Source organism: Rothia aerolata (assembly GCF_014635585.1).
GTDB classification, from domain to species: Bacteria; Actinomycetota; Actinomycetes; order Actinomycetales; family Micrococcaceae; genus Rothia; species Rothia aerolata.
On record NZ_BMDC01000001.1, the window covers coordinates 396,043 to 416,978 of the forward strand.

The 20,936-nt window shown below is 57.7% G+C and carries 17 protein-coding genes; 2 read left to right on the forward strand and 15 right to left on the reverse strand.

Translation table 11 applies throughout. From position 1 onward, the window contains the following. Nucleotides 1-10 precede the first annotated feature (10 nt). The 5 genes from IEV00_RS01695 to hisS form a co-directional block, all read right to left on the reverse strand. Nucleotides 11-802 (reverse strand): hypothetical protein, encoded by a 792-nt coding sequence (locus IEV00_RS01695; RefSeq protein WP_188358609.1) that lies wholly within the window; start codon nucleotides 800-802, stop codon nucleotides 11-13. Between the two features lie 145 nt (nucleotides 803-947). Beyond that, complete coding sequence (locus IEV00_RS01700; RefSeq protein ID WP_373868213.1) at nucleotides 948-2,348, reverse strand: replication-associated recombination protein A; 1,401 nt, start codon at nucleotides 2,346-2,348, stop codon at nucleotides 948-950. Nucleotides 2,349-2,386: 38 nt separating this feature from the next. After that, complete coding sequence (dtd, locus tag IEV00_RS01705) at nucleotides 2,387-2,824, reverse strand: D-aminoacyl-tRNA deacylase (RefSeq protein WP_188358610.1); 438 nt, start codon at nucleotides 2,822-2,824, stop codon at nucleotides 2,387-2,389. A gap of 200 nt (nucleotides 2,825-3,024) precedes the next feature. Continuing rightward, the gene (aspS, locus tag IEV00_RS01710) at nucleotides 3,025-4,803 is read right to left on the reverse strand and encodes an aspartate--tRNA ligase (protein ID WP_188358611.1); all 1,779 of its coding nucleotides are present in this window, start codon (nucleotides 4,801-4,803) and stop codon (nucleotides 3,025-3,027) included. Between the two features lie 94 nt (nucleotides 4,804-4,897). Continuing rightward, nucleotides 4,898-6,256 (reverse strand): histidine--tRNA ligase, encoded by a 1,359-nt coding sequence (gene hisS, locus IEV00_RS01715; RefSeq protein ID WP_188358612.1) that lies wholly within the window; start codon nucleotides 6,254-6,256, stop codon nucleotides 4,898-4,900. A 995-nt stretch (nucleotides 6,257-7,251) separates the two neighbouring features. On the opposite strand from hisS, the gene IEV00_RS01720 reads away from it, so the two are divergent. Both IEV00_RS01720 and IEV00_RS01725 read left to right on the forward strand, forming a co-directional pair. Further along, nucleotides 7,252-8,538, forward strand: a complete 1,287-nt coding sequence (locus tag IEV00_RS01720) for a DUF349 domain-containing protein (protein WP_188358613.1) — start codon at nucleotides 7,252-7,254, stop codon at nucleotides 8,536-8,538. A gap of 140 nt (nucleotides 8,539-8,678) precedes the next feature. Continuing rightward, on the forward strand, nucleotides 8,679-9,482 hold the full coding sequence (locus IEV00_RS01725; protein ID WP_188358614.1) for a type IV toxin-antitoxin system AbiEi family antitoxin: 804 nt from the start codon (nucleotides 8,679-8,681) through the stop codon (nucleotides 9,480-9,482). Here the strand turns inward: IEV00_RS01725 and IEV00_RS01730 are convergent. From IEV00_RS01730 to IEV00_RS01775, 10 genes are all read right to left on the reverse strand, one after another. Continuing rightward, nucleotides 9,457-11,826, reverse strand: coding sequence for a RelA/SpoT family protein (locus IEV00_RS01730; protein ID WP_373868226.1), 2,370 nt, complete (start codon nucleotides 11,824-11,826; stop codon nucleotides 9,457-9,459). The two genes, IEV00_RS01725 and IEV00_RS01730, sit on opposite strands and share 26 nt — an antisense overlap. Before the next feature lie 129 nt (nucleotides 11,827-11,955). Next, nucleotides 11,956-13,128, reverse strand: coding sequence for a protein translocase subunit SecF (gene secF, locus IEV00_RS01735; protein WP_188358616.1), 1,173 nt, complete (start codon nucleotides 13,126-13,128; stop codon nucleotides 11,956-11,958). A 2-nt stretch (nucleotides 13,129-13,130) separates the two neighbouring features. Beyond that, on the reverse strand, nucleotides 13,131-14,738 hold the full coding sequence (gene secD, locus IEV00_RS01740; protein ID WP_188358617.1) for a protein translocase subunit SecD: 1,608 nt from the start codon (nucleotides 14,736-14,738) through the stop codon (nucleotides 13,131-13,133). 78 nt (nucleotides 14,739-14,816) lie between these two features. Beyond that, nucleotides 14,817-15,290 (reverse strand): preprotein translocase subunit YajC, encoded by a 474-nt coding sequence (gene yajC / locus IEV00_RS01745; RefSeq protein WP_188358618.1) that lies wholly within the window; start codon nucleotides 15,288-15,290, stop codon nucleotides 14,817-14,819. A gap of 112 nt (nucleotides 15,291-15,402) precedes the next feature. Then, a complete protein-coding gene (ruvB, locus tag IEV00_RS01750) occupies nucleotides 15,403-16,464 on the reverse strand; it encodes a Holliday junction branch migration DNA helicase RuvB (RefSeq protein WP_373868214.1) in 1,062 nt (353 codons plus the stop codon). A 28-nt stretch (nucleotides 16,465-16,492) separates the two neighbouring features. Further along, on the reverse strand, nucleotides 16,493-17,116 hold the full coding sequence (ruvA, locus tag IEV00_RS01755; protein WP_188358619.1) for a Holliday junction branch migration protein RuvA: 624 nt from the start codon (nucleotides 17,114-17,116) through the stop codon (nucleotides 16,493-16,495). 27 nt (nucleotides 17,117-17,143) lie between these two features. Continuing rightward, complete coding sequence (gene ruvC / locus IEV00_RS01760; protein WP_229723012.1) at nucleotides 17,144-17,848, reverse strand: crossover junction endodeoxyribonuclease RuvC; 705 nt, start codon at nucleotides 17,846-17,848, stop codon at nucleotides 17,144-17,146. A 6-nt stretch (nucleotides 17,849-17,854) separates the two neighbouring features. Further along, nucleotides 17,855-18,613: a YebC/PmpR family DNA-binding transcriptional regulator gene (locus tag IEV00_RS01765; protein WP_188358620.1), complete on the reverse strand. Its 759-nt coding sequence runs from the start codon at nucleotides 18,611-18,613 to the stop codon at nucleotides 17,855-17,857. A gap of 106 nt (nucleotides 18,614-18,719) precedes the next feature. Continuing rightward, nucleotides 18,720-19,613 (reverse strand): type 1 glutamine amidotransferase, encoded by an 894-nt coding sequence (locus tag IEV00_RS01770; RefSeq protein ID WP_188358621.1) that lies wholly within the window; start codon nucleotides 19,611-19,613, stop codon nucleotides 18,720-18,722. Further along, nucleotides 19,613-20,911 carry a Mur ligase family protein gene (locus tag IEV00_RS01775; RefSeq protein ID WP_188359413.1) on the reverse strand — a complete coding sequence of 433 codons (1,299 nt, stop codon included), beginning with the start codon at nucleotides 20,909-20,911 and terminating at the stop codon, nucleotides 19,613-19,615. Before IEV00_RS01775 ends, IEV00_RS01770 begins: the two co-directional genes overlap by 1 nt. Between the last annotated feature and the right edge of the window lie 25 nt (nucleotides 20,912-20,936).

Below are 20,936 nucleotides of genomic sequence, written 5' to 3' on the forward strand. Positions count from 1 at the left end.
TTCTTGGCGCTTACCAGATGCCGTCCTGAGAATTAGAACCTACCCCTGATGAGTGGTTACCGGTAACGCGGGTATCGATACCGGATCCGTAGGGAATGGGATAGGTGGCATCGCCTCGGCCTCGGAAAACCCAGTTCACGGTGGGAACCCAGGTTTCCATCTTGGCGTCAAAGTATTCGCGGCACTCTTCATTGGAAAGGTTGAGCGAATCGTAGGTGGGTGCGCCCGAGGTCTCTCCGGGAGTAATCACCATGTAGTTCGTCCAACGGCCTACACCGGTAGCGCCGTCACCGAAACTAACGGCTAGGTCTTCCTCAGCGCCGTCCCTGAGAGTTCCTACGAAATACCATTCGATTCTGCGCTGCACTGTTCCCACCGGCTTATTTGCCATGCTGCCGAAGTCCTCATAGGTGAGAGTACCGTTTGAGGTTGAGGGAACCGCCAGACCGCGCCCCACGTTATCGATGACATTGTTATTGAGGATTTCAACGGTCAAATGCAAGGGGTTATCTTCGGTAAAGACCTGGTCGCAGCCTGAAATGTTTCTCACGTTAATCGCCGTGCCGGCAACATAGCCGTTGATAGCCCCAACAGGCTGGTAAACGTTAATTTCCAGCTGAGATGGCTGGCCGTTGCACTGATACATGGCGGCAGCCTCAGTAAAAGCTCTGTCAATCCGGGCCTGGTTTTCGGTGGAGCAATAGGAGGCGGCATAGGCAGGCACTGCCGAGGTAGCTGCAATAACGGGGACAGACCAGGCCATGCCCTTGGTCAAAGTGCGGCGCGAAATTTTCTCAGTCATAGTCTCTAAGGTTGGGGGTAGGGAGCCGAAGAAGATTTCTCATTGATATTGCTAGAATAAACCCATTATTTCAACCAACTGGTTCAAATATCATGCCTATCTTGCCATATGAGAATCTTCATAGTTTTTGACGGTCGTTAAGGCCTCATCGTCCCTTCAAAATCCGAAAAATCTTCTCAAGCCTGGTTTTGACCCTTTTCTCTTCCCCGTTAGTCGTGGGCCGATAGTAGGTTCTGCCCTCCAACTCATCGGGAAGGTACTGCTGGGCCGCTACAGAAAACTCAACGTCGTGGGGGTAGACGTAGCCCACCCCGTGCCCGAACTGGGCGGCTCCCCCGTAGTGACCATCGCGCAGGTGCAGGGGAACCGGGCGGGCACCGCCGGCTTTAACGTCTGCCAGCGCCTCATCAATAGCGGTAATGACGGCGTTTGATTTGGGGGCGGTCGCTAGGTGGATGGTTGCCTGGGCAAGATTGATACGGGCCTCGGGCATACCGATGAGCTGAACGGCCTGGGCCGCATTGACCGCCGAGGTGAGGGCGGTGGGGTCAGCCATACCAATATCTTCACTGGCATGAACCACCAGGCGGCGGGCGATAAAGCGGGGGTCCTCCCCCGCCGAAATCATACGCGCCAGATAGTGCAGGGCAGCATCAACATCGGAGCCGCGGATTGACTTGATAAAGGCCGAAATGACGTCGTAGTGCTGGTCGCCATTTTTGTCGTAGCGCACCGATGCCTGGTTGAGGGCCTGCTGGGCATCTTCAAGAGTGATCTCAACCGGCTCGCCGCTAGCAGACTCCCCCTCGCCGTCCTCAGAAACTTCAGCAGCCGCGCGTCCAAAGGCTACAGCCGCCGCGGCTTCCAGGGAGGTCAGCGCCTTGCGGGCGTCCCCTACCGCCGTGCGCACCAGGTGGTCCCGCGCTTCATCAGACAGAACCGCCTCACCCCTCAGCCCACGGGAATCAGCAACAGCTCTTTCCAGAAGTTCCAGAATATCTTCATCGTTGAGACCGGTTAGCGTTAGCAGAATGGAGCGCGAAAGCAGGGGTGAAATCACCGAGAAAGAAGGGTTCTCGGTGGTGGCGGCAATCAGGATGACCCAGCCGTTTTCAACTCCGGGTAGCAGGGCATCCTGCTGGGCCTTGGTGAACCGATGAATCTCATCGAGAAACAAAACCGTGGTCACGCCCAGCAGGTCGCGGTCTTGCAGAGCTTGCTCCATCACCGCCCGCACGTCCTTGACGCCGGCGGTAATAGCCGAGAGCTCCACAAACTTGCGCCCGCCCGAGCGGGCAATCACGTTGGCAAGGGTGGTTTTACCGGTGCCGGGAGGCCCCCAAAGAATCACCGACTGGGCATTGGCGGGGGTATTTCCACCCTCACCTGCCAGAACACGCAGGGGCGAACCCGCATGGAGCAGGTGCTTTTGCCCCACAATCTCGTTGAGATTCCGCGGGCGCATTCGAACAGCCAGAGGTGCCCGCGCCCGGGTGGGCTCGGGAGTTTCTTCGGGGTCATCGAGGGTGTCGAAGAGGTCTGGCACGGTTTTTCCTCTGATTGAAAGACTTTATTTTTGCAGGTTTAAAGCAGGTCTTCTGAGTCTAAAATGAGAGTCACCGGCCCGTCATTGGTCAGGCTCACTTTCATCTCAGCGCCGAAGATTCCGGTTTCAACCCGAGCTCCCAGCTCCCTGAGCTTTTCCACATATTGCTCATAGAGAGGTTCGGAGATAGGGCCGGGTGCCGCCTTAGACCAGGAGGGCCTACGGCCCTTCTTCATATCGGCATAGAGGGTGAACTGGCTAATGGCCAATACCGGTGCCCCAAGATCTGAAGCTGACTTCTCCCCCTCAAAGATGCGCTGGTTGAGGGTCTTCTCCGCCAGCTTATTGATTTCAGCCTCACCGTCGTCGTGGGTAATTCCTACCAGAGCTACCAGCCCAGGCCCCTGAATTTGGCCCACGATTTTTCCCTCTACTTCAACCTGAGCCTCAGTTACTCTCTGAAGAACCACGCGCATAATTATTGACCACCTTTAATCTCGCAAGCAGCTTCTTGTAGCCACTTTTCTGTTTGCGAAGGAGTATTGAAGTTGAAGAACTTAGATAAAAATCGGGAGAGTGTACCGCCCGAATTCCCCTGAGGCTTATCAGCCTAGAGCAGTTTGGGCGGCACGCTCCCCCGATTTCAGTCTTGAGAGACAGAAAGTTCTAACGCGATTTATGCGTCTTTCTTTTCGTCCTTCTTAGGCTTGAAGTCCACGCCTGCTTCCTTACGCTGCTGGGCAGTAATGGGGGCAGGTGCCGCGGTGAGCGGGTCGAAACCGTTGCCGGTTTTGGGGAAGGCAATGACGTCGCGGATGGAGTCGGTGCCGCCCAGAAGCTGGAGCACGCGGTCCCAGCCAAATGCGATACCGCCCATGGGAGGTGCACCGAAGGAGAATGCGTCCAGCAGGAAGCCGAACTTCTCCTGGGCCTCTTCTTCACCAATGCCCATGACGTTGAAGACTCGCTCCTGAACGTCCTTACGGTGGATACGAATAGAGCCGCCACCAATTTCGTTACCGTTGCAGACGATGTCGTAGGCGTAAGCCAGAGCCTCACCGGGTTCCTGGTCAAAAGTATCGAGGAACTCGGGCTTGGGCGAGGTGAAGGCGTGGTGCACGGCGGTCCAAGCGGAGTTACCCAGTGCTACGTCACCTGATGCGGTTGCGTCGGCAGCGGGTTCAAACATGGGAGCGTCCACCACCCACACGAAGGACCAGTCGCCGTCCTTAATCAAACCGGTGCGGTGGCCGATTTCCACGCGAGCAGCGCCGAGCAGGGCACGGGATTCCTTGGCGGTACCAGCGGCAAAGAAGATGCAGTCGCCGGGCTGGGCACCGGTAGCCTCTGCCAGGCCTTCACGCTCTTCATCGGTGATGTTCTTGGCAACGGGGCCGGTCAGCTCGCCGTCCTCCTGAATCAGAACGTAGGCAAGACCCTTAGCACCGCGCTGCTTGGCCCATTCCTGCCAGGCATCGAGGGTGCGGCGGGGCTGGGAGGCACCGCCGGGCATCACAACCGCACCCACATAGGGGGCCTTAAAGACGCGGAAGGTGGTGTTCTTGAAGTAGTCGGTCAGCTCGGTCAGTTCCAGGCCAAAGCGGAGATCGGGCTTGTCAGAGCCGTACTTCTCCATGGCGTCCTTGTAGGTAATCCGCTCGATGGGGCGGGGAACCTTAACGTCAATCAGGTTCCACACGGCCTCAACAATGCGCTCACCCAGGTCGATAATGTCTTCCTGGTCTACGAAAGATGCCTCAATGTCCAGCTGGGTGAACTCGGGCTGGCGGTCAGCGCGGAAGTCTTCGTCGCGGTAGCAGCGGGCAATCTGGTAGTACTTCTCGATACCGCCCACCTGCAGCAGCTGTTTGAAGAGCTGGGGTGACTGGGGCAGGGCGTACCATGAACCGGGAGCCAGGCGGGCAGGCACCAGGAAGTCGCGGGCACCCTCGGGGGTGGAGCGGGTCAGGGTGGGAGTTTCCACCTCGGTGAACTTGTCAGCCGCCAGAACCTCACGAGCCACGCGGTTGGCCTCGGAACGCAGGCGCATCAGTCGGGCAGGCTCAGGACGCCGCAGATCCAGGTAGCGGTAGCGCAGACGGGCTTCCTCACCCACCTCAACGTGCTCGTCGATCTGGAAGGGCAGGGGTGCTGCGGTGTTCAGCACCTCGGTTTCCTTAACCTCAACCTCGATTTCGCCGGTGGTCAGGTTGGGGTTCTCGTTACCCTCGGGGCGCTTGGTTACCTCACCGGTCACCTTAAGCACGTACTCGTTGCGCAGGGCATCAAAGTCAGCTTCATTGTGGAACACGCACTGGGTTACGCCTTCGCGGTCACGCAAATCAACGAAAGCAACACCGCCGTGGTCACGGCGGCGGGAAACCCAGCCGGTCAGGGTTACGGTTTCGCCAATGTTGGCGGCGGTGAGTTCACCGAGGGTGTGGGTGCGTAGCACGTGAGTCCTTTCCTTCCCCGCTCTCCTTGGGTTCAACAGCGAGGGTTTTTATCAAATTCTTGAGCTATTTTAGCGGTTTTGAAGCCCGAGTACCTTATTCAGCGGCTGTGACCTGAACATGCAAATCGTCATCTGCCGGTACCCATGAAGCGGGGTCAGCAGATACCTGCTCGCCCGAACGAATGTCTTTGACCTCGTGCACCAGCTGACCCGCGTCGTCCTTGGAGGTAAACCAGACGAAGGGGATTCCACGCTTCTCAGCGTACTTAATCTGCTTGCCGAACTTAGCGGCATTAGCCGAAACCTCGCAGGCGATACCGCGGTCGCGCAGGGCAACGGCAATATCCTGGGCATCTGCCCACATCTCATCGTTGGTCAGGGCAATGTAGACGGCGGTGGGAACCTTGCGGCTAGCGCTTGCCATGTTCTCAGCAATAATGCGGGAGACCAGGCGGGTCACGCCAATGGAGAGACCCACGCCCGGGAAGGTGCGCTTACCGTTAGAAGCCAGGGACTCGTAACGGCCGCCCGAGCAGATAGAGCCGAGCTTCTCGTGGCCCACCAGCACGGTCTCATAGACGGTGCCGGTGTAGTAGTCCAGCCCGCGGGCAATAGAGAGATCGGCAATGACCCTACCCGGCGCCCGCTTGGCAGCCTGGCCCACCACGGTTTCAAGCTCGATCAGGCCCTGTTCCAGCAACTCGTGCTCAACACCCAGCGCGCGCACCTGCTCCACAAAAGAGGTATCTTCTGCCCGAATCTGGGCCAGGGCCAGCGCTGCCTGAGCCTGCTCATCGGTGGCGCCCAGCTCATCCTTGAGCAGCTGGGCCACAGCCTCGGCACCGATCTTCTCAAGCTTATCGATGGAGCGCAGCACGCCGGCGGTGTCGTCTAGACCAATGCCTTTGTAGAAACCCTCGGAGAGCTTGCGGTTATTCACGCGCAGCTTGAAATCGCCAATCTTCAGCTTGGAAAGCGCATCAACCACCACCAGAGCGAGCTCCACGTCATAGCGGAAGTCCAGCGCGCCGTCACCCACCACGTCAACATCTGCCTGGGTGAACTCGCGGAAGCGACCGTCCTGGGGGCGCTCCCCGCGCCAGACCTTCTGCATCTGATAGCGCATGAAGGGGAAGTTCAGATAGCCGGCGTTTTCCACCACGTAGCGGGCGAAGGGCACGGTCAAGTCAAAGTGCAGGGCCAGCTTCTCTTTTTCCTTCTTGGACGGCACCAAGTCGGCTTCGTCGTCGAGCAAGCGAGAGATACCGTACACCTCTTTATCAATCTCGCCCTTGCGCAGTAGCTGGTCTACGGTCTCAACCGAGCGAGTCTCAATGTTGGAGAAACCGTGCAGTTCAAAGGTCTCGCGCAGGGTATCAAGAACGTGGTTCTCCACCAGGCGTTCCTCGGGAAGCAGTTCTGGAAAACCTGACAGTGAAGCCTTGCGAGCCATTAACTCTCCTTAGATGAGCACGGATACCGGGTGAACCGGGTTTACATTCAGTCTCTTAAAGCCTACTCGCTCCAAGGGCAAAACCCCTAACAGCCAGGCTCCCGGATTGCCAAGCCGAGTGTAATGCATGTTACCCACGGGTAAGGGTACCCTGAGTAGCCAGAACTTTTTTAAAAAATTTTCCTTAGAAACTTTACTTTTACCCCCAACATGCCCCACAATAATTTGTGTGTTGTTGATTTTGATCTCTCAGTGATCAAAAGATATGAGGATTGATACCCCTCAATGCAGCCAAGTCCCCCATAATTGGCTGCACTGAAAAGCCTGCACGCCGCGTTCCCCCTAGACGCGGTGTGCAGGCTTTTTAGCGTTAAGGGGGTGATAGGGCAAATCTGTGTCCTCAACCTTCTAGCACCCAGAATTCCAGCACCTGCGGTGTGCGGTGCCTCTGAATTTTGAGCCGAACCAGGCTCTGGGTACAAGCAAGCTCCCACTAATGCCCCAAGGTACAAGCGGGGCCCCCAGGTACAAGACAATACTTGTACTCAGGGACTCTGCTTGTACCCTTGACTACCCTGCAAGAAGTAACTTGTACTCTCTCTGCCGCCCCTCCCTCGAAAGGCCATTTTTATACCGAAAATCAGCCAAAAACGGTACAAAAATGGCCTCTCGGCAATCTAAGCAGTTTATAGTTGCTCTGTCTCACTGAGTTGCTTCAGCGACTCAGCGAGCTTGCCCGCTCTTGGTAGAGACCCAGTATGTGAAGAGAGGTGTTCTTCTGCGCACATCTCGAGCGATACCCGGGGCGGAACACAGATTTGCCCCATACCCCACCCTTCGAGCCGCCAGCCTTGCCTCCACCCACCGGAACCCGATATTCTAGGCAGTGCGTATTCGATTGCTTCGAGACCCCTGATACGCAGGGGTACAGGCATCAAATGCGATTTTTCTTTGTTTAAAAGGCACTCGTGCCCCGATGCGAAAGAGTTATAGCGGTGACTACTCAATCCGACGACACCCAGAAGGTAAACCTTGAAAAGGCCCGCCAGTTTGGCCGAGTCTCCGAAGACGGCCACGTTTTCGTTATTGTTGAAGGCGAAGAATACGCGGTAGGTCAGCTACCCAACGCCACCGCCGACGAAGCTCTGGCCTACTTTGCCCGCAAGTTCGAAAATGTTGAGGCGCAGGTAGCCCTGCTTGAATCCCGCGTGAAGCACGGAGCGCCGTCCGAAGATCTCCACAAGTCGGTGGAGCAGCTGGGTGCCCAGGTTGCCAACCGCAACATGGTGGGTGACTACGCTAACCTACAGGAGCGCCTGACCACCATCATCGGTCAGATTAACGAGCTGGCAGAGACAGAAAAGAAGAACCAGGAGCAGGCGCGTGAGGCTGCCCTGCAGGCCCGAGAAACTATTGTCTCTGAGGCAGAGCAGATTGCTGGCCAGGATCGGGAGAAGACCCACTGGAAGAACTCCCACGCCCGTATGAACCAGCTCTTTGACGCCTGGAAGGCTACCCAGCGCGAGCACCACCTGCCCAAGTCGATTGAGGATGAGCTGTGGAAGCGTTTCCGCGCTGCCCGCACCACCTTTGATAAGAACCGCCGCGCCCACTTCTCCTCCCTGGATGAGGCAAATGCTAAGGCGAAGCGCGTCAAGGAAGACCTCATTGCTCAGGCAGAGAAGTACTCGGATTCCACCGACTGGGCCCAGACCGCCGCTAAGTACCGCGATCTGATGGACCAGTGGAAGGCGGCTCCCCGCGCTTCCCGTCGTGAGGACGACGCCCTGTGGGCTCGCTTCCGCGCCGCCCAGGATAAGTTCTTTGATGCCCGCTCTGCCGCTAATGCCGAGCTCGATAAGGAGTACGAGGCTAACCTGGCGGTCAAGGAAGCCCTGCTGGAAGAGGCTCGCGCTATTCTGCCGGTCAAGGACATTGCCCAGGCCAAGGCCGCCCTCGATAAGGTTCTTGATCGTTGGGACGCCGCCGGCCGAGTTCCCCGCAAGGACGTGCGCCGGGTTGAGGGCGAGCTGAAGAAGGTTCAGGACGCGATTCATCAGGCTGAGAACGCTAAGTGGTCAAAGTCTGACCCCGAGAAGAAGGCTCGCGCGAACTCCATGCTGGCCCAGCTTGAAGATTCCATTGCCGGCCTGGAAGACGACCTGAAGAAGGCAGAGGCTAGCGGCAATTCCGCCAAGATTAAGAAGGCTCAGGAGGCCCTGGACGCCCGCCGTCAGTGGCTGAACACCCTGCAGGCTTCTTCGGCAGATTTCTCCGCCTAGTCTGTAACAGTCGGTTCATAAACCGGTTAAAAGGCCGGATTTTCCTACGCCTGAGCACCTGAGGCACAGAGTTATCCACAGATTCAGTGGATTTACTCTGTGCCTCTTGTGTATCAATGTTTCCCGGGGACAATGGCTGTATGAACCATAAGAGCCAAACATCCCAGCCCACCTATCTACTCGAGTCCCTGCCCTACCCCCTGCTGCCTCCCCAGCGCACCAAGAGTAAGGGAGCGCCCTCTGATTTTTTCGGCTACTTCCGTCGGGAACCCTCACTCAAAGATGCTCGCTACCGGCAGCTTCACTCCCAAGACCGCAACACCCAGGCCAGCCTCGACTGCTGGGAAGAACTGGTCAACCTCAAATCCGTGGGAACGAACCTGGCTGAACAGAATTTTTTCGCCAGAGAAAACAGCCTGCGCCAGGTTTTTGGAGATTTTTACTGCTCAGACTCGCTGAGCCAGACTCCCCTGCTCAGGGCAACTGCCCTGTACGAAAGCCTGGCCCTCCACTACACCGAACGGGGGAGGATTTCCCGAATGACGGCGGCCTGGGTGTGGGGCTACCTCGATGCGCCAGACCCTAGCGTGCACATTGATTTTGACCGGGCTCTTCGACTCAACGTTACCCGTGCCCGAGCTGCCAACATCATGACCCATCAGGTGCGGGTGATTCCCTACGATTACATAGAGCTGGGCAAACTACGGGTAACCACTCCCCTGCGCACCGCCCTGGATCTTCTATTCCATGAGCAGACTGCTGCCGCAGACGAGGTGCTCATCAGGATTCTGCGGGACCCTGAGAGCGGCTGTAGCCAGATGAAGCTCTTAGACGCAATGGACAGAATTTCCTACCTGCGTTTTAAGGATCGCACGATGGAGCGGTTAGAACGGCTTGCCAGGCTGGCCCGAGGAAAAATTAGCTCTCAGCCTCCAAAGGCTTAGAACCGGTCAGCCGGTATGCCCGGTAAACACCCTCCACACCGCGCATGACGTTGAGCAGGTGGTCGAGCATGTAGCGGTCTCGCAGCTCCAGCGTGAAGCGGTTAATGGCAAAGCGGTCTGCATTGGTCAGCACCCGGGCATCGACGATATTGGTCTGGTTCTCAGCAATTACCTTGACCAAATCCATCAGCAGCGACTTGCGGTCTAGACCTTCTACCTGAACAATCACGCGGTAGAGGGCGTTAGAAGACTGGGCCCAGCGCACCTCGGTAGCCCGCGGTTCATCCTCAATATTGCGCATGTTGGGGCAGTCAGTGCGATGGACCGAAATACCGTGGGCGCGGGTGACAATACCGATAATCTCATCCGGCGGTACCGGATTACAGCACTTAGCAATGTGGGTGAGCACGCCTTCGGCCCCGGGCACGATAATTCCGTTATCGCTGACCGACCGATGCGATGAGAACATGTCTTCATCGAACTCGGTCACATCCTGAACTATCTCGTCGTCTTCCTCGCCATAATAAATCTTGACGAAGGTATCGATGACGTCCTGAGCTTTAATCTCATTCTCGCCGATCGCGTGGTAGAGGGAGGCGCCGTCATTCTTCTTAAACTCGTGGGCAACCTGCATCAGCAGCGCAGGGGTGAGCATCTTAGTCAGCGGCAGCTCATGGTGGCGCATGGCCTTGGTGAGGGCATCCCTACCCTTATCGATGGCCTCAAGTCGCCGGCTCTTGGCAAAGTACTGGCGGATCTTGGTGCGGGCCTTGGACGAGCGCACAAACTTGAGCCAGTCTTCACTAGGACCCTGGTTTTCGTCTTTGGTGGTCAGAATCTCCACCACGTCACCGGAGTCAAGAATTGAGTGTAGCGGAACCAAACGCCCATTGACCTTGGCGCCAATGGTCTTGTCTCCCACCTCTGAGTGGATGGAGTAGGCAAAGTCAACCGGGGTTGAATCCACCGGCAGGGTGATGGGCTTGCCCTGGGGGGTCAGCACCACAATCTCGTCGGTCTCAAGAGTGTCAGCCAGCAGCTCGTAGAACTTTTCAGATTCCGGGTTAGAGCTGGAAATCTCGGCGATACTCTGTAGCACCCCGATGTTCATAGAGGAGGTCTGGGTACCGGGCTCCTTTTTCTCCCCCACCGTCTCACCGCGGGAAGCAGCCTTGTAACGCCAGTGGGCAGCCACGCCGTACTCGGCTTCCTCGTGCATTTTAAAGGTGCGGATCTGGATTTCCAGGGGCAGGCCACCGGGGCCGTTCACCGTCAGGTGCAGGGACTGATAGTGATTGTTCTTGGGAGAACGAATATAGTCTTTGAAGCGACCGGGAACCGAAGACCAAAGACTCATCACGTGGCCCAACACCGCATAACAGGTGTCTTCTTCCTCCACCATAATGCGCACGGCCAGAATGTCATTGATTTCGTCAAAGCTCTTATTCTTCGACTTCATCTTCTGGTGGATGGAGTAGTAGTGCTTGGGGCGGCCGGTAACGGTGGCCTCAATGCCCACCTTCTTCAGACGCTCTTCAATAATCTTCTTGGACTCCCCCAAATACTTTTCGAGTTTGGGGGTGCGTTCGCCCACCATGCGCACAATCTCGCGGTAGATATCGGGCGACATGGCGGCGAAGGAAAGATCTTCAAGCTCCCACTTAATAGTGTTCAGCCCCAACCGATGGGCCAGCGGAGCATAAATTTTGAGGGTTTCTTCTGCCTTCTTTGCAGCAGACTTGGCGGGAACAAACCGCCAGGTACGCGCATTGTGCAGCCGGTCTGCCAGCTTGATGAGCAGAACCCGAATGTCCTTGCTCATGGAGAGAACCAGCTTGCGAATTGTCTCAATCGGCGCATTTTCGCCGTATTCGACCTTCTCCAGCTTGGTGACGCCGTCTACCAGGTAGGCAACTTCCTCACCGAAGTCAGCTGCTAGCTGTTCGCGGGTGTAGTCGGTATCTTCCACCGTATCGTGGAGCAGGCCGGCCACCAGCACGGGCCCGGTAGCACCAATTTCAGCCAGAATGGTGGTCACCGCCACCGGGTGGGTGATATAGGGGTCGCCGCTTTTACGTTTCTGCCCCTGGTGGTACTTATTCGCCACCGTGAAAGCGCGCTGGATTACCTCGAGGTCTTCATCGGGGTGATACTTCTTAACGGTTCGAATCACCGGGGCAAGCACGGGTGAGAAGCGCAGAGTGGCGAGATCCTTACTCGCACCGCTTCGCCCAAAAACCAGACGGGTGGGCACCCTCTCAGAAGCTGCCATCACCCGGTGGGAGCCGCGCACGATTCTCTGCTGAACATCGCCCATGACCTTCTGCGAGACAACCTCTTGCATGGACTTCTCTGAATCAGACATCGCGCGCTCCTCAAACCGGTGTGATTGAACATATTGTAACGCCGTTAGGGGTATCTCATAAATTCAAAAGCCCGGCAGATGAAATCAATCTGCCGGGCTTTGAAATATTTACTTCTGGCCGCTCTCTGACTGCGACGAAGAATCTATATCCTGGGTCGAATCATCGAGGCTGAAGTTATTGACCGTAATGGTGAACTGGGGCTTCTTCACCGGGGTTTCTTCAGGCTCGGCCTGCTGGTTTTCAGCAGGTTCGCCGAGACCATCTTCAGCGGCAGTCGCCCGCTGAAGCCCCGCAGAGCCGCCCGCCCGCGCGTCCTCAACCATTCGCGTGTGCTCGCGAATCTCCCGCTCGCCCAGGCGCAACATACCGTAGAGGGGGGCTGAGACGAAGATGGTACCCAGGGTTCCCACGATAATACCCACAAAGAGCGAGAGCGAGAGGTCGCGCAGGGTCCCCGCGCCAAGTATGAAGGCACCGATAAAAAGAATGGCGCCGACCGGCAGGGCACCCACCACCGAGGTATTGATGGAGCGCACCAGGGTCTGGTTGACCGCCAGGTTCACCTGCTCGCCGTAGGTGGAATCCCTGCGGGAGAGCAACCCCTGAGTATTCTCCCGAATCTTATCGAAGACCACCACCGAGTCATAGAGGGAGTAGCTGAGAATGGTCAAGAAACCGATAATAGCGCTGGGGGTAATCTCAAAGCCCACCAGGGCGTAGATTCCCACGGTCACCACCACGGTGAAGACCAGGCCCGCGATGGCGGCCAGTGACATCTTCCAGGTGCGGAAGTAGAGAGCCATGCCGATGAGCGCTAGCACCACAAAAATAACCAGACCCAGCAGAGCCTGCCGGGTAACGTCCGCACCCCAGGTAGGGCCAACAAAGGATGAGGTGACCTCGTTCTCAGACACCCCGTACGCCTTCTGGAGTGCGTCTTTGACCGCCAGGGTTTGGTCATCGGTCAGCTCGCCCATCTGCGCGCGGATTGTTCCGGGGGCTATGGCGGTAACACGGACGTCGCTGGCTTCGGGAGCGCTCTCGCCCACCGCCTGCTCGCCCACCGATACGTCGTCAGTAGCCACATCTGAAACGGTGAACTCCGATCCACCGCGGAAATCAATACCCAGGTTAAAGCCGCCCTTAACCACAGGCACCAAGAGCGAAAGCAAAACCAGCAGGGTTGCAATGCCCAGCCAGAGCTTGCGCTTGGGAACAAAGCCAAAGGACTTCTCTCCCGAATGCAGAGCATTACCAAATCGAGCCAAAGTATTCGCCATGATTAGGCTCCCTTCTCTGCAAAGCTACGGAAGCGACCGGCGCCCCGGTAGACAGGGGCGGCGTCGAGCGCCCGAGGATCAAGGCCAGAATGCTTACCGCCGTTGCCGAAATAGTTGGTGCGGGTCAGCAGCACCAGGGCCGGGTGGGTGAAGAGGAAGACCACAATGAGGTCTGCAATCGCCGTCAAGCCCAGGGTAAAGGCGAAGCCCCGCACCGAGCCCACCGAAACCAGGTAGAGCACCACCGCAGCCAGCAGGTTTACCGCCTTGGAAGCAAGAATAGTCTTCTTGGCGCTGGCCCAGCCGTGGTCAACCGCCGATGGAATGGTTCTGCCGCCGCGAATTTCATCGCGGATACGCTCAAAGTAGACAATGAAGGAGTCAGCTGTCTGGCCCACCGCCACAATCAGACCGGCGATACCTGCCAGCGAGAGCCGGTAGTTCATGATGGTGCCCAGAATCACAATCGCCAGGTAGGAAATCACGCCGGCAACCACCAGCGAAGCAATGGTTACAAAGCCCAGCAGACGGTACTGGAAGAGCGAGTAGATGAAGACCAGGAGCAGACCGATAACGCCCGCTATGAGGCCCATTTTCAGCTGGTTAGCGCCCAGGGTTGCCGAAATCTGCTGCTCCGACTGAATATCGAAGCTGATGGGAAGGGCACCGTACTTGAGCTGCTCGCTCAGTGCCTGGGCTGACTGCTCGTTGAAGTTACCGGTAATCTGCGGGTTGCCGTCTGAAATCACGGCCTGGGTAACGGGCGCTGAAATCACGTCGCCGTCCAGCATAATGGCAAACCGTGCCTTGGGGTCGTTGGGATTCTGCCCGTAGAGCTGGTACATACGGGTGGTAATCTCTTCAAACTTCTGGCGGGCAGACTCGTTAAACTCGATGTTCACGCCCCACTGGCCTGTGGTAACACCGGTGCTGTTAGAAACCTGTGAGAAGCTCGCATCCTGAATATCGGAGCCGTTGAGTTCTACCGGGCCAAGAATGTACTTCTCAGTGCCGTCGGTAGAGCACGCCACCACCGCCTCATTGGGGTTCTGAGCCTCGGTTTCTTCACTCTTCTGAGCCGAGCATGAGGTAGCCTCATACTCCTTTCTCAAATCAGCGGTAATCCAGTTGCTGTCAGAACCGTTGGTGGGTTCAGCGGTGGGCTGCGGTAGCTCGTCCTCGGGAGTTGCAGCGTCACCGGTCTGAGCTTCGGGGCCACCTGCAACCAGCACAGCGCGGAAGGCCATCTGAGCCGATGCCTGAATCAGTTCTCGGGTCGCCTGATCTACCGTGCCCGGCATAGAGACCACCACATTGGAGCCCGACTGGGTAGTTACCTCAGCCTCCGATACGCCCGAACCATCTACGCGCTGGCGGATAATCTCCACCGCCTGGTTCAGCTGATCTTCATTGACCTGGTTGTCTTCAGAACCGTTGACCTTGGGGGCCAGCACCATCTGGGTACCGCCCGAGAGGTCAAGCGCCAGCTTGGCTCCCCAGCTTCCGCCAATCAGGGTGGAGGTAAACACGGCTCCCACTAACAGAGCCACAATTGCAATCATGCCACCCAAAGCACTTTTAGCTTTTTTGCGCGGACTGCGCTGTGCCATCTTGCCTCTTTTCTTTTCTCACAATGAAAAGGTGTACCGCCCCTAGCCGGGGCAGTACACCTTATTCATTGACTTTTACTAGCGCTGATCGCCCTGAGCATCGGGGCGGTAAAACTCATCGCGGTTGGGCTCAGCCTGCTCCCCCTCTGCAACCGAACCCGCCTGAGTGGAATCGGTCTGAGCGGAACCAGCCTGGGGCTGGGCTGAAGCCTCTTCTGCCGAAGCGTCAAGCACGGTGGTCACGGTCTGCAGGTGAACCTTCACCACCGCGCCCGAGTGCACCTCAAGCAGGGCAAAGTTCTCGTCCCGATTCACCTCAACAACCCTGCCGTAGAGACCAAAGTTAGTCATTACCTCGGTGCCGGGACCCATAGAATCGTGGCGCTCCTTGAGCTGCTGCTGCACCTTTTTCTGGCGGCGGGCAGGCAGAACGAAGAGGAAAATGATGGCAACCACCATAATCAAAATGAGCATGAGGTTGCTACCGCCCCCGGCGCTGCCTTCGGCAGCGAGGAGGGAGTCGGCAAGAAGTGAGGTTGAATGAGTCAGCATAACTACCTAAATCGGGTTCAAACGTTCAGGTTCTATGCTAATTCACCAAGATGAAAATTTACCGAGAGCACTCCCCTGTGCCGGGGATAAATCAGAGTTTAGCTAGTGAAGATCAACCCAGCTCAGGGGGCTCTAGGCCCAGGTGCTCCCAGGCGGCGGGCAGAGCCACCCGCCCCCGCGGCGTCCTACCCACTAAACCTTCGCGCACCAGGTAGGGCTCGGCCACCGTTTCCACGGTCTCTACCTCTTCACCCACGGCAATGGCCAGGGTAGACAGACCCACCGGGCCCCCACCGAACTTGTGGATAAGGGAGTCAAGGACGGCGCGGTCGAGGCGGTCGAGTCCGCGTGAGTCTACCTCGTACATGTCGAGGGCGTGGGCGGCCTCGCTGGCTCCAATCCGGCTGACGTCGTGCACCAGGGCCCAGTCGCGAACCCGGCGCAGCAGCCGGTTAGCGATACGGGGGGTACCCCTGGAGCGGCCGGCAATCTCGGCGTAGCCCTCAGAAGTGATGTTCATATCCATGAGACCGGCTGAGCGACGCAGCACCAGCTGTAGCTCGTCGGTGGAGTAGAACTCGAGATGGCCGGTGAAGCCGAAGCGGTCGCGCAGGGGCCCGGGCAGAAGGCCCGCCCGGGTAGTAGCTCCGACCAGGGTAAAGGGAGGAAGTTCCAGGGGAATCGAGGTGGCACCGGCGCCCTTGCCCACCACAATATCCACGCGGAAATCTTCCATGGCCATATAGAGCATTTCTTCTGCGGGCCGGGACATACGGTGGATTTCGTCGAGGAAAAGTACCTCCCCGGGTGTCAGAGAAGAAAGAATGGCCGCAAGGTCGCCGGAGTGCTGAATAGCCGGGCCGGAAGTAATCCGCAGAGGAGCATCCATCTCGGCGGCGATAATCATCGACAGGGTGGTCTTACCCAGACCGGGAGGACCGGAGAGAAGCACGTGGTCAGCGCTGCGACCGCGTAGCTTGGAGGCTTCCAACAGCAGAGAGAGCTGCTGGCGCACCCGCTTTTGCCCCACAAAATCATCGAGGGACTTGGGGCGCAGGGCGGCCTCAATCATCTTTTCTTCGGGCTCTTCTTCCATAGCCACCAGGCGCTGACCGGGAATTTGACCCGGGTTGCCTTCGGGCATTGAGGCAAAGTCGTAAGGGTTTGAGGTCATCTCTTACCTTTCCTGGCGGGCAGTCAGTTTAGTGGCGGGTATTGGAATGCTGGGAACCCAGGGTTGCCAGCACAGATTTGAGTGCCTGGGCCACCGAAAGATTCTCTGCGGCAGGGTTTTCCTTGATAAAGGAATCCACGGCGGCCAGGGAATCTTTCTCTGTCCAGCCCAGCCCCATCAGAGCATCGAGTACCTGGGGCTTCCAGGCAACCTCATGGCTCAGCGGCAGCTGGTCAGAGGTATCAGAATCAGCCAGCACCAGCTTACCTGCCAGCTCCAAGACCACTCGGCGGGCACCCTTGGGGCCGATCCCGGGCACCTTGGTAAAGGCCTTGTCGTCACCCACCGCAACGGCCTGGGAAACCTCTGCCGGAGTGAGCGCACTGACCACAGCCAGAGCGATACGGGGGCCAATACCCGAGACGGTGAGCATGAGGTCAAAGACCTCCCGCTCAGCAGAATCCAAAAACCCGTAGAGAGTCATTGAATCCTCCCGCACAATCATGGTGGTGAGAATAGTTCTCTGCTCCCCCACGCGCAGGGCCGCTGCGGTTCTGCCGGGAATGTTAACGAACATGCCAAAGCCATTGACATCAATCATGAGGTTATCCAGGCCAACATGGGTGACCTGGCCGGTAAGAGAACTAATCATGAGATAGATTCTATTCGAATATATGTACTAATTCCACCTGCGCGGGTTTTTTCGCGCAGATTTTGCCTGAGCTTCCCGCCAGATACGCTGGGCCGGGGTCAGATTACCCTGCAACTGGGTAGCCACCGGCTGGGAACCCTGGTGGGTTTGCACGCCGGCACTCATATCAATACCGCCACCGGCGGTTGCCCCGCGCCAACCGTGGCAGATAGCGATTGCTAGCGAGTCGGCGGCGTCCGCAGGCTTGGGCATAGCCTCCAAACCGAGGATTCGCGTGACCATGCGCCCCACCGAGCCCTTATCGGCACGGCCCGACCCGGTAACTGCCGCCTTCACCTCGGAGGGAGTATGGAAGAAGACCGGAATCCCCCTAGACGCCGCAGCAGCAATCACCACGCCCGAGGCATGGGCGGTACCAATCACCGTGTTCACCTGCTCCTGGGCAAAAACTCGCTCAATCGCCAGCGCATCGGGGCGATACACATCAAGCCACTGCTCCGCAACCCGAAAAATTTTGAGAATACGCTGGTCCAGGGTTTCCGCCGCAGCCGTACCCGCCACGCCCACCTTCACAAAGTGGGCCTTGCGGTTGGCAGACATATCAATCAGGCCGAAACCGCAACGGGTCAGCCCCGGGTCAACACCCAAAATACGGGCAGCGCCCGGAACTCGCTCAATAGGAGCAAAATCCGGGCGCTGGGCGCTATTCTTCGCAGAAGTTGCGGGGGTCAAACCTGCTTACTCCGCCTCGAGCTCTGCCATAACTGCTTCGCTGATATCAGCGTTGGAGTAGACGTTCTGCACGTCGTCCAGCTCTTCAATAGCGTCTGCCAACTTGAGGAACTTCTTAGCGCCCTCAGCATCGAGATCAACCTTCATGGTGGGGCGGAAGACGGGATCGTCGTTGTTGTAGTCCAGCTCGCCCTCTTCCAGAGCCTTACGAATCTCGGGCAGGTCGGTTGCCTCGGAGACCACGGTGAAGACGTCGCCGTCGTCCACCACCTCTTCAGCGCCGGCGTCGAGAACAGCCATCAGAACGTCGTCCTCGGTCAGGCCGTCGGTCTTGGTCACCTCGGCCACGCCCTTGCGCTCGAACATGAAGGCAACAGAACCCTGGTCAGCCATAGTGCCACCGTTACGGGTGACGGCGGTGCGAACGTCAGCTGCCGCACGGTTACGGTTATCGGTCAGACACTCGATGTAGAGGGCAGTACCCTGGGGGCCGCGAGCCTCGTACATGATTTCGGTGTAGTCAATGGTCTCACCGGTTAGGCCAGCACCGCGCTTAATCGCGCGATCAATGTTGTCATTGGGAACGGAGTTCTTCTTGGCCTTAGAAACAGCCAGATCCAGGGCGGGGTTAGCAGAGGTGTCTGCGCCACCCATACGCGCTGCAACCTCAATCGCCTTAATGTACTTGGCAAAAGCCTTAGCGCGCTTGGCGTCAATCGCAGCTTTCTTGTGCTTGGTAGTGGCCCATTTGGAGTGACCCGACATGGAATCTCCTTATTAATTGTTTCTTCCGCGCACACGAAAATGCGCATTCAATCTTGGGAATCGGTTTCTATTGTAACGTGTTCGGCAAAAACCGCGCTGGTCTGCCCTACCTCGGCCGCGCCGCCGCCGAAGCCCGTGCCTTCTCTACCAGGGAGTCGTCAATCTGCTTCTTCTCGAAGGAGCCAAACTTTTTCTCGGCGGCCTTCTCAACCAGGAAGTCCGAAATCTGTGGGTTCTTCGGCAGCAGGGAACCGTGCAGGTAGGTGCCAATCACATTGTGGATGCGGGCACCCTCATAGCTATCTTCGGTGTTGTTGCCCTCGCCCTTGGTGACGGTTGCCAGGGGGCGGGTAGATCCCGAGAGGGTGGTCAGGCCCGAGTGGTTCTCATAGCCAATCACCGTGCCAAATTCCTCGGATTCTTCAACGATGTTGCCAATCAGCCGCTCTTTACCGCCGACGGTTACGGCGTCAAAAATGCCGATTCCCGCCAGGTTATCGCCGCCAATGGTGCGGAATTCCTTGCCGAAGAGCTGATAGAGGCCGCAAATTACCAGCATGGGGGTGCCATTTTCAGCCATTTCTTTGAGCTGGGGCGCCAGGGCATGCAGGTCTTCCTGAATCACGGTCTGGCCAGAATCCTGGCCGCCGCCACCCACCAAAATATCGGCGTCCTGCGGAAAGGTATCGCCGGGATTGTAGTCCACAATTTCGGTGGCGTAGCCGTGGGCCTGAGCCCTGCGGGAAAGCGAGAGGGTGTTGCCCCAGTCACCGTAGATGTTCATATCCCGCGGGTAGAGCTGTACGATCTTGAGGGTTTTCTCGCTGGACGAGCGCTCTGGCTGCTCCTGCTCACGGGGGATCGTCTGCTCTGAGTCAGACTTCTGGGGCTGAACAGACTGCTGGCCCTCAGGGATCACCGACTCAATCTTCTGTGCATTGGCTGAAGATAGACCGCTGGTCTGCGCAATAATTTTCTCTGACGAATTTTCTTTACTCATTAGGAGATTTCCTCCACATCGGTAATCTTGGAAAGTTCTTTACGGATTGCCAACATGGCGGTGTAGGTGGTGAAGATGCGCATGGGCTTGCCCTCAGATTTCTTAATAAACTCGGCGAGAGCTTGCTCAAGATCTTCGTTAACGCTGGCAACGGTCACGTCATCGTGTTCTAGGCGCAGCGCCATGTCGTAGGCGCGCACGCCCGAGACCATGCTGACTCCCCCGTTCTGTAGCGAGTGGAAGTCGACGTCCCAGAGCCAGCTGACGTCGCGCCCGTCCGCGTACTGGTCATTGATAACAATCATGGTGGCGTAGTCACGGGCATCGGCAGAGGCCAGCGAAAGACGGAAGCCCGAGGGGTTCTTGACCAAAAGCAACTGTAGGGTTTGGTCATTGACGCTCAGGGTTTCTCCGCGGCCAAAGGCCGGGGTAATCTCGGCGAGTTCGCGCAAAAGCGCGGTGCGGTCTGCCTGCTCACCCATAACTTCTAAGGTCAGGGCCATTGCTGCCGCTGCGTTGAAGATGTTGTAGACCCCGTAGAGGTTGACGTTACCGGCTGCCTCTTCCCCGTCGATGAGAAAGTTGGCGGCGGTTCCGGTGAAATCTTTCAGGACGACGCTGGCAGCGGGTAGCTCGGGCGCCAGCTTCTTCTCGCCGCCGGCACCTGCCGACCGCATCTCGTCGTCCGAGGGGAACATGGCGCGTAGCTTCTCAGAAAGCCCGAAATACCTAACCTGTGTCTCGGAGCCCACGTTCTCTGCCAGGGAGCGAATCCGCGGATCTTCCCGGTTGAGCACCACGGTTCCGGTGGTGTTGGCGGCCACCTGAGCCAGCATGCGGCGGGTGGTGTCAATCTCGCCAAAGCGATCCAGCTGATCGCGCAGAACGTTGAGTAGCAGAGCGTAGTCTGGCTTGACCTTCTTCACGAAGTGCACCGCGTGAGCCTCGTCGAGCTCGAGAACCGCGATGTCGGCGTCCAGCTTACCCTTGAGATTCATCTCGCCCAGCAGGGCCGCCGCCACCCCGCGCACAAAGTTAGAGCCGGTGCGGTTGGTGAAAACCTTGAGACCCTGGGACTCCAAAAGCTGCACCACCATCTTGGTAGTGGTGGTTTTGCCGTTGGTGCCAGAAACTACCACCACGCCCTTGGGCAGCTTGGCGAGTTCTTCGGGCACGAAATTAGGGTGCAGTTTTTCCATAACCAAACCGGGAAAGGCGGATCCGCCGCCGCGCAGTTTGGTGGCGTAGCGAACGCCCTGGCCAATAAGTCGAGTTACGGGTCTAGACATGCGCCTAATTCTACCAGTAAGCAGGTTTGGCTTT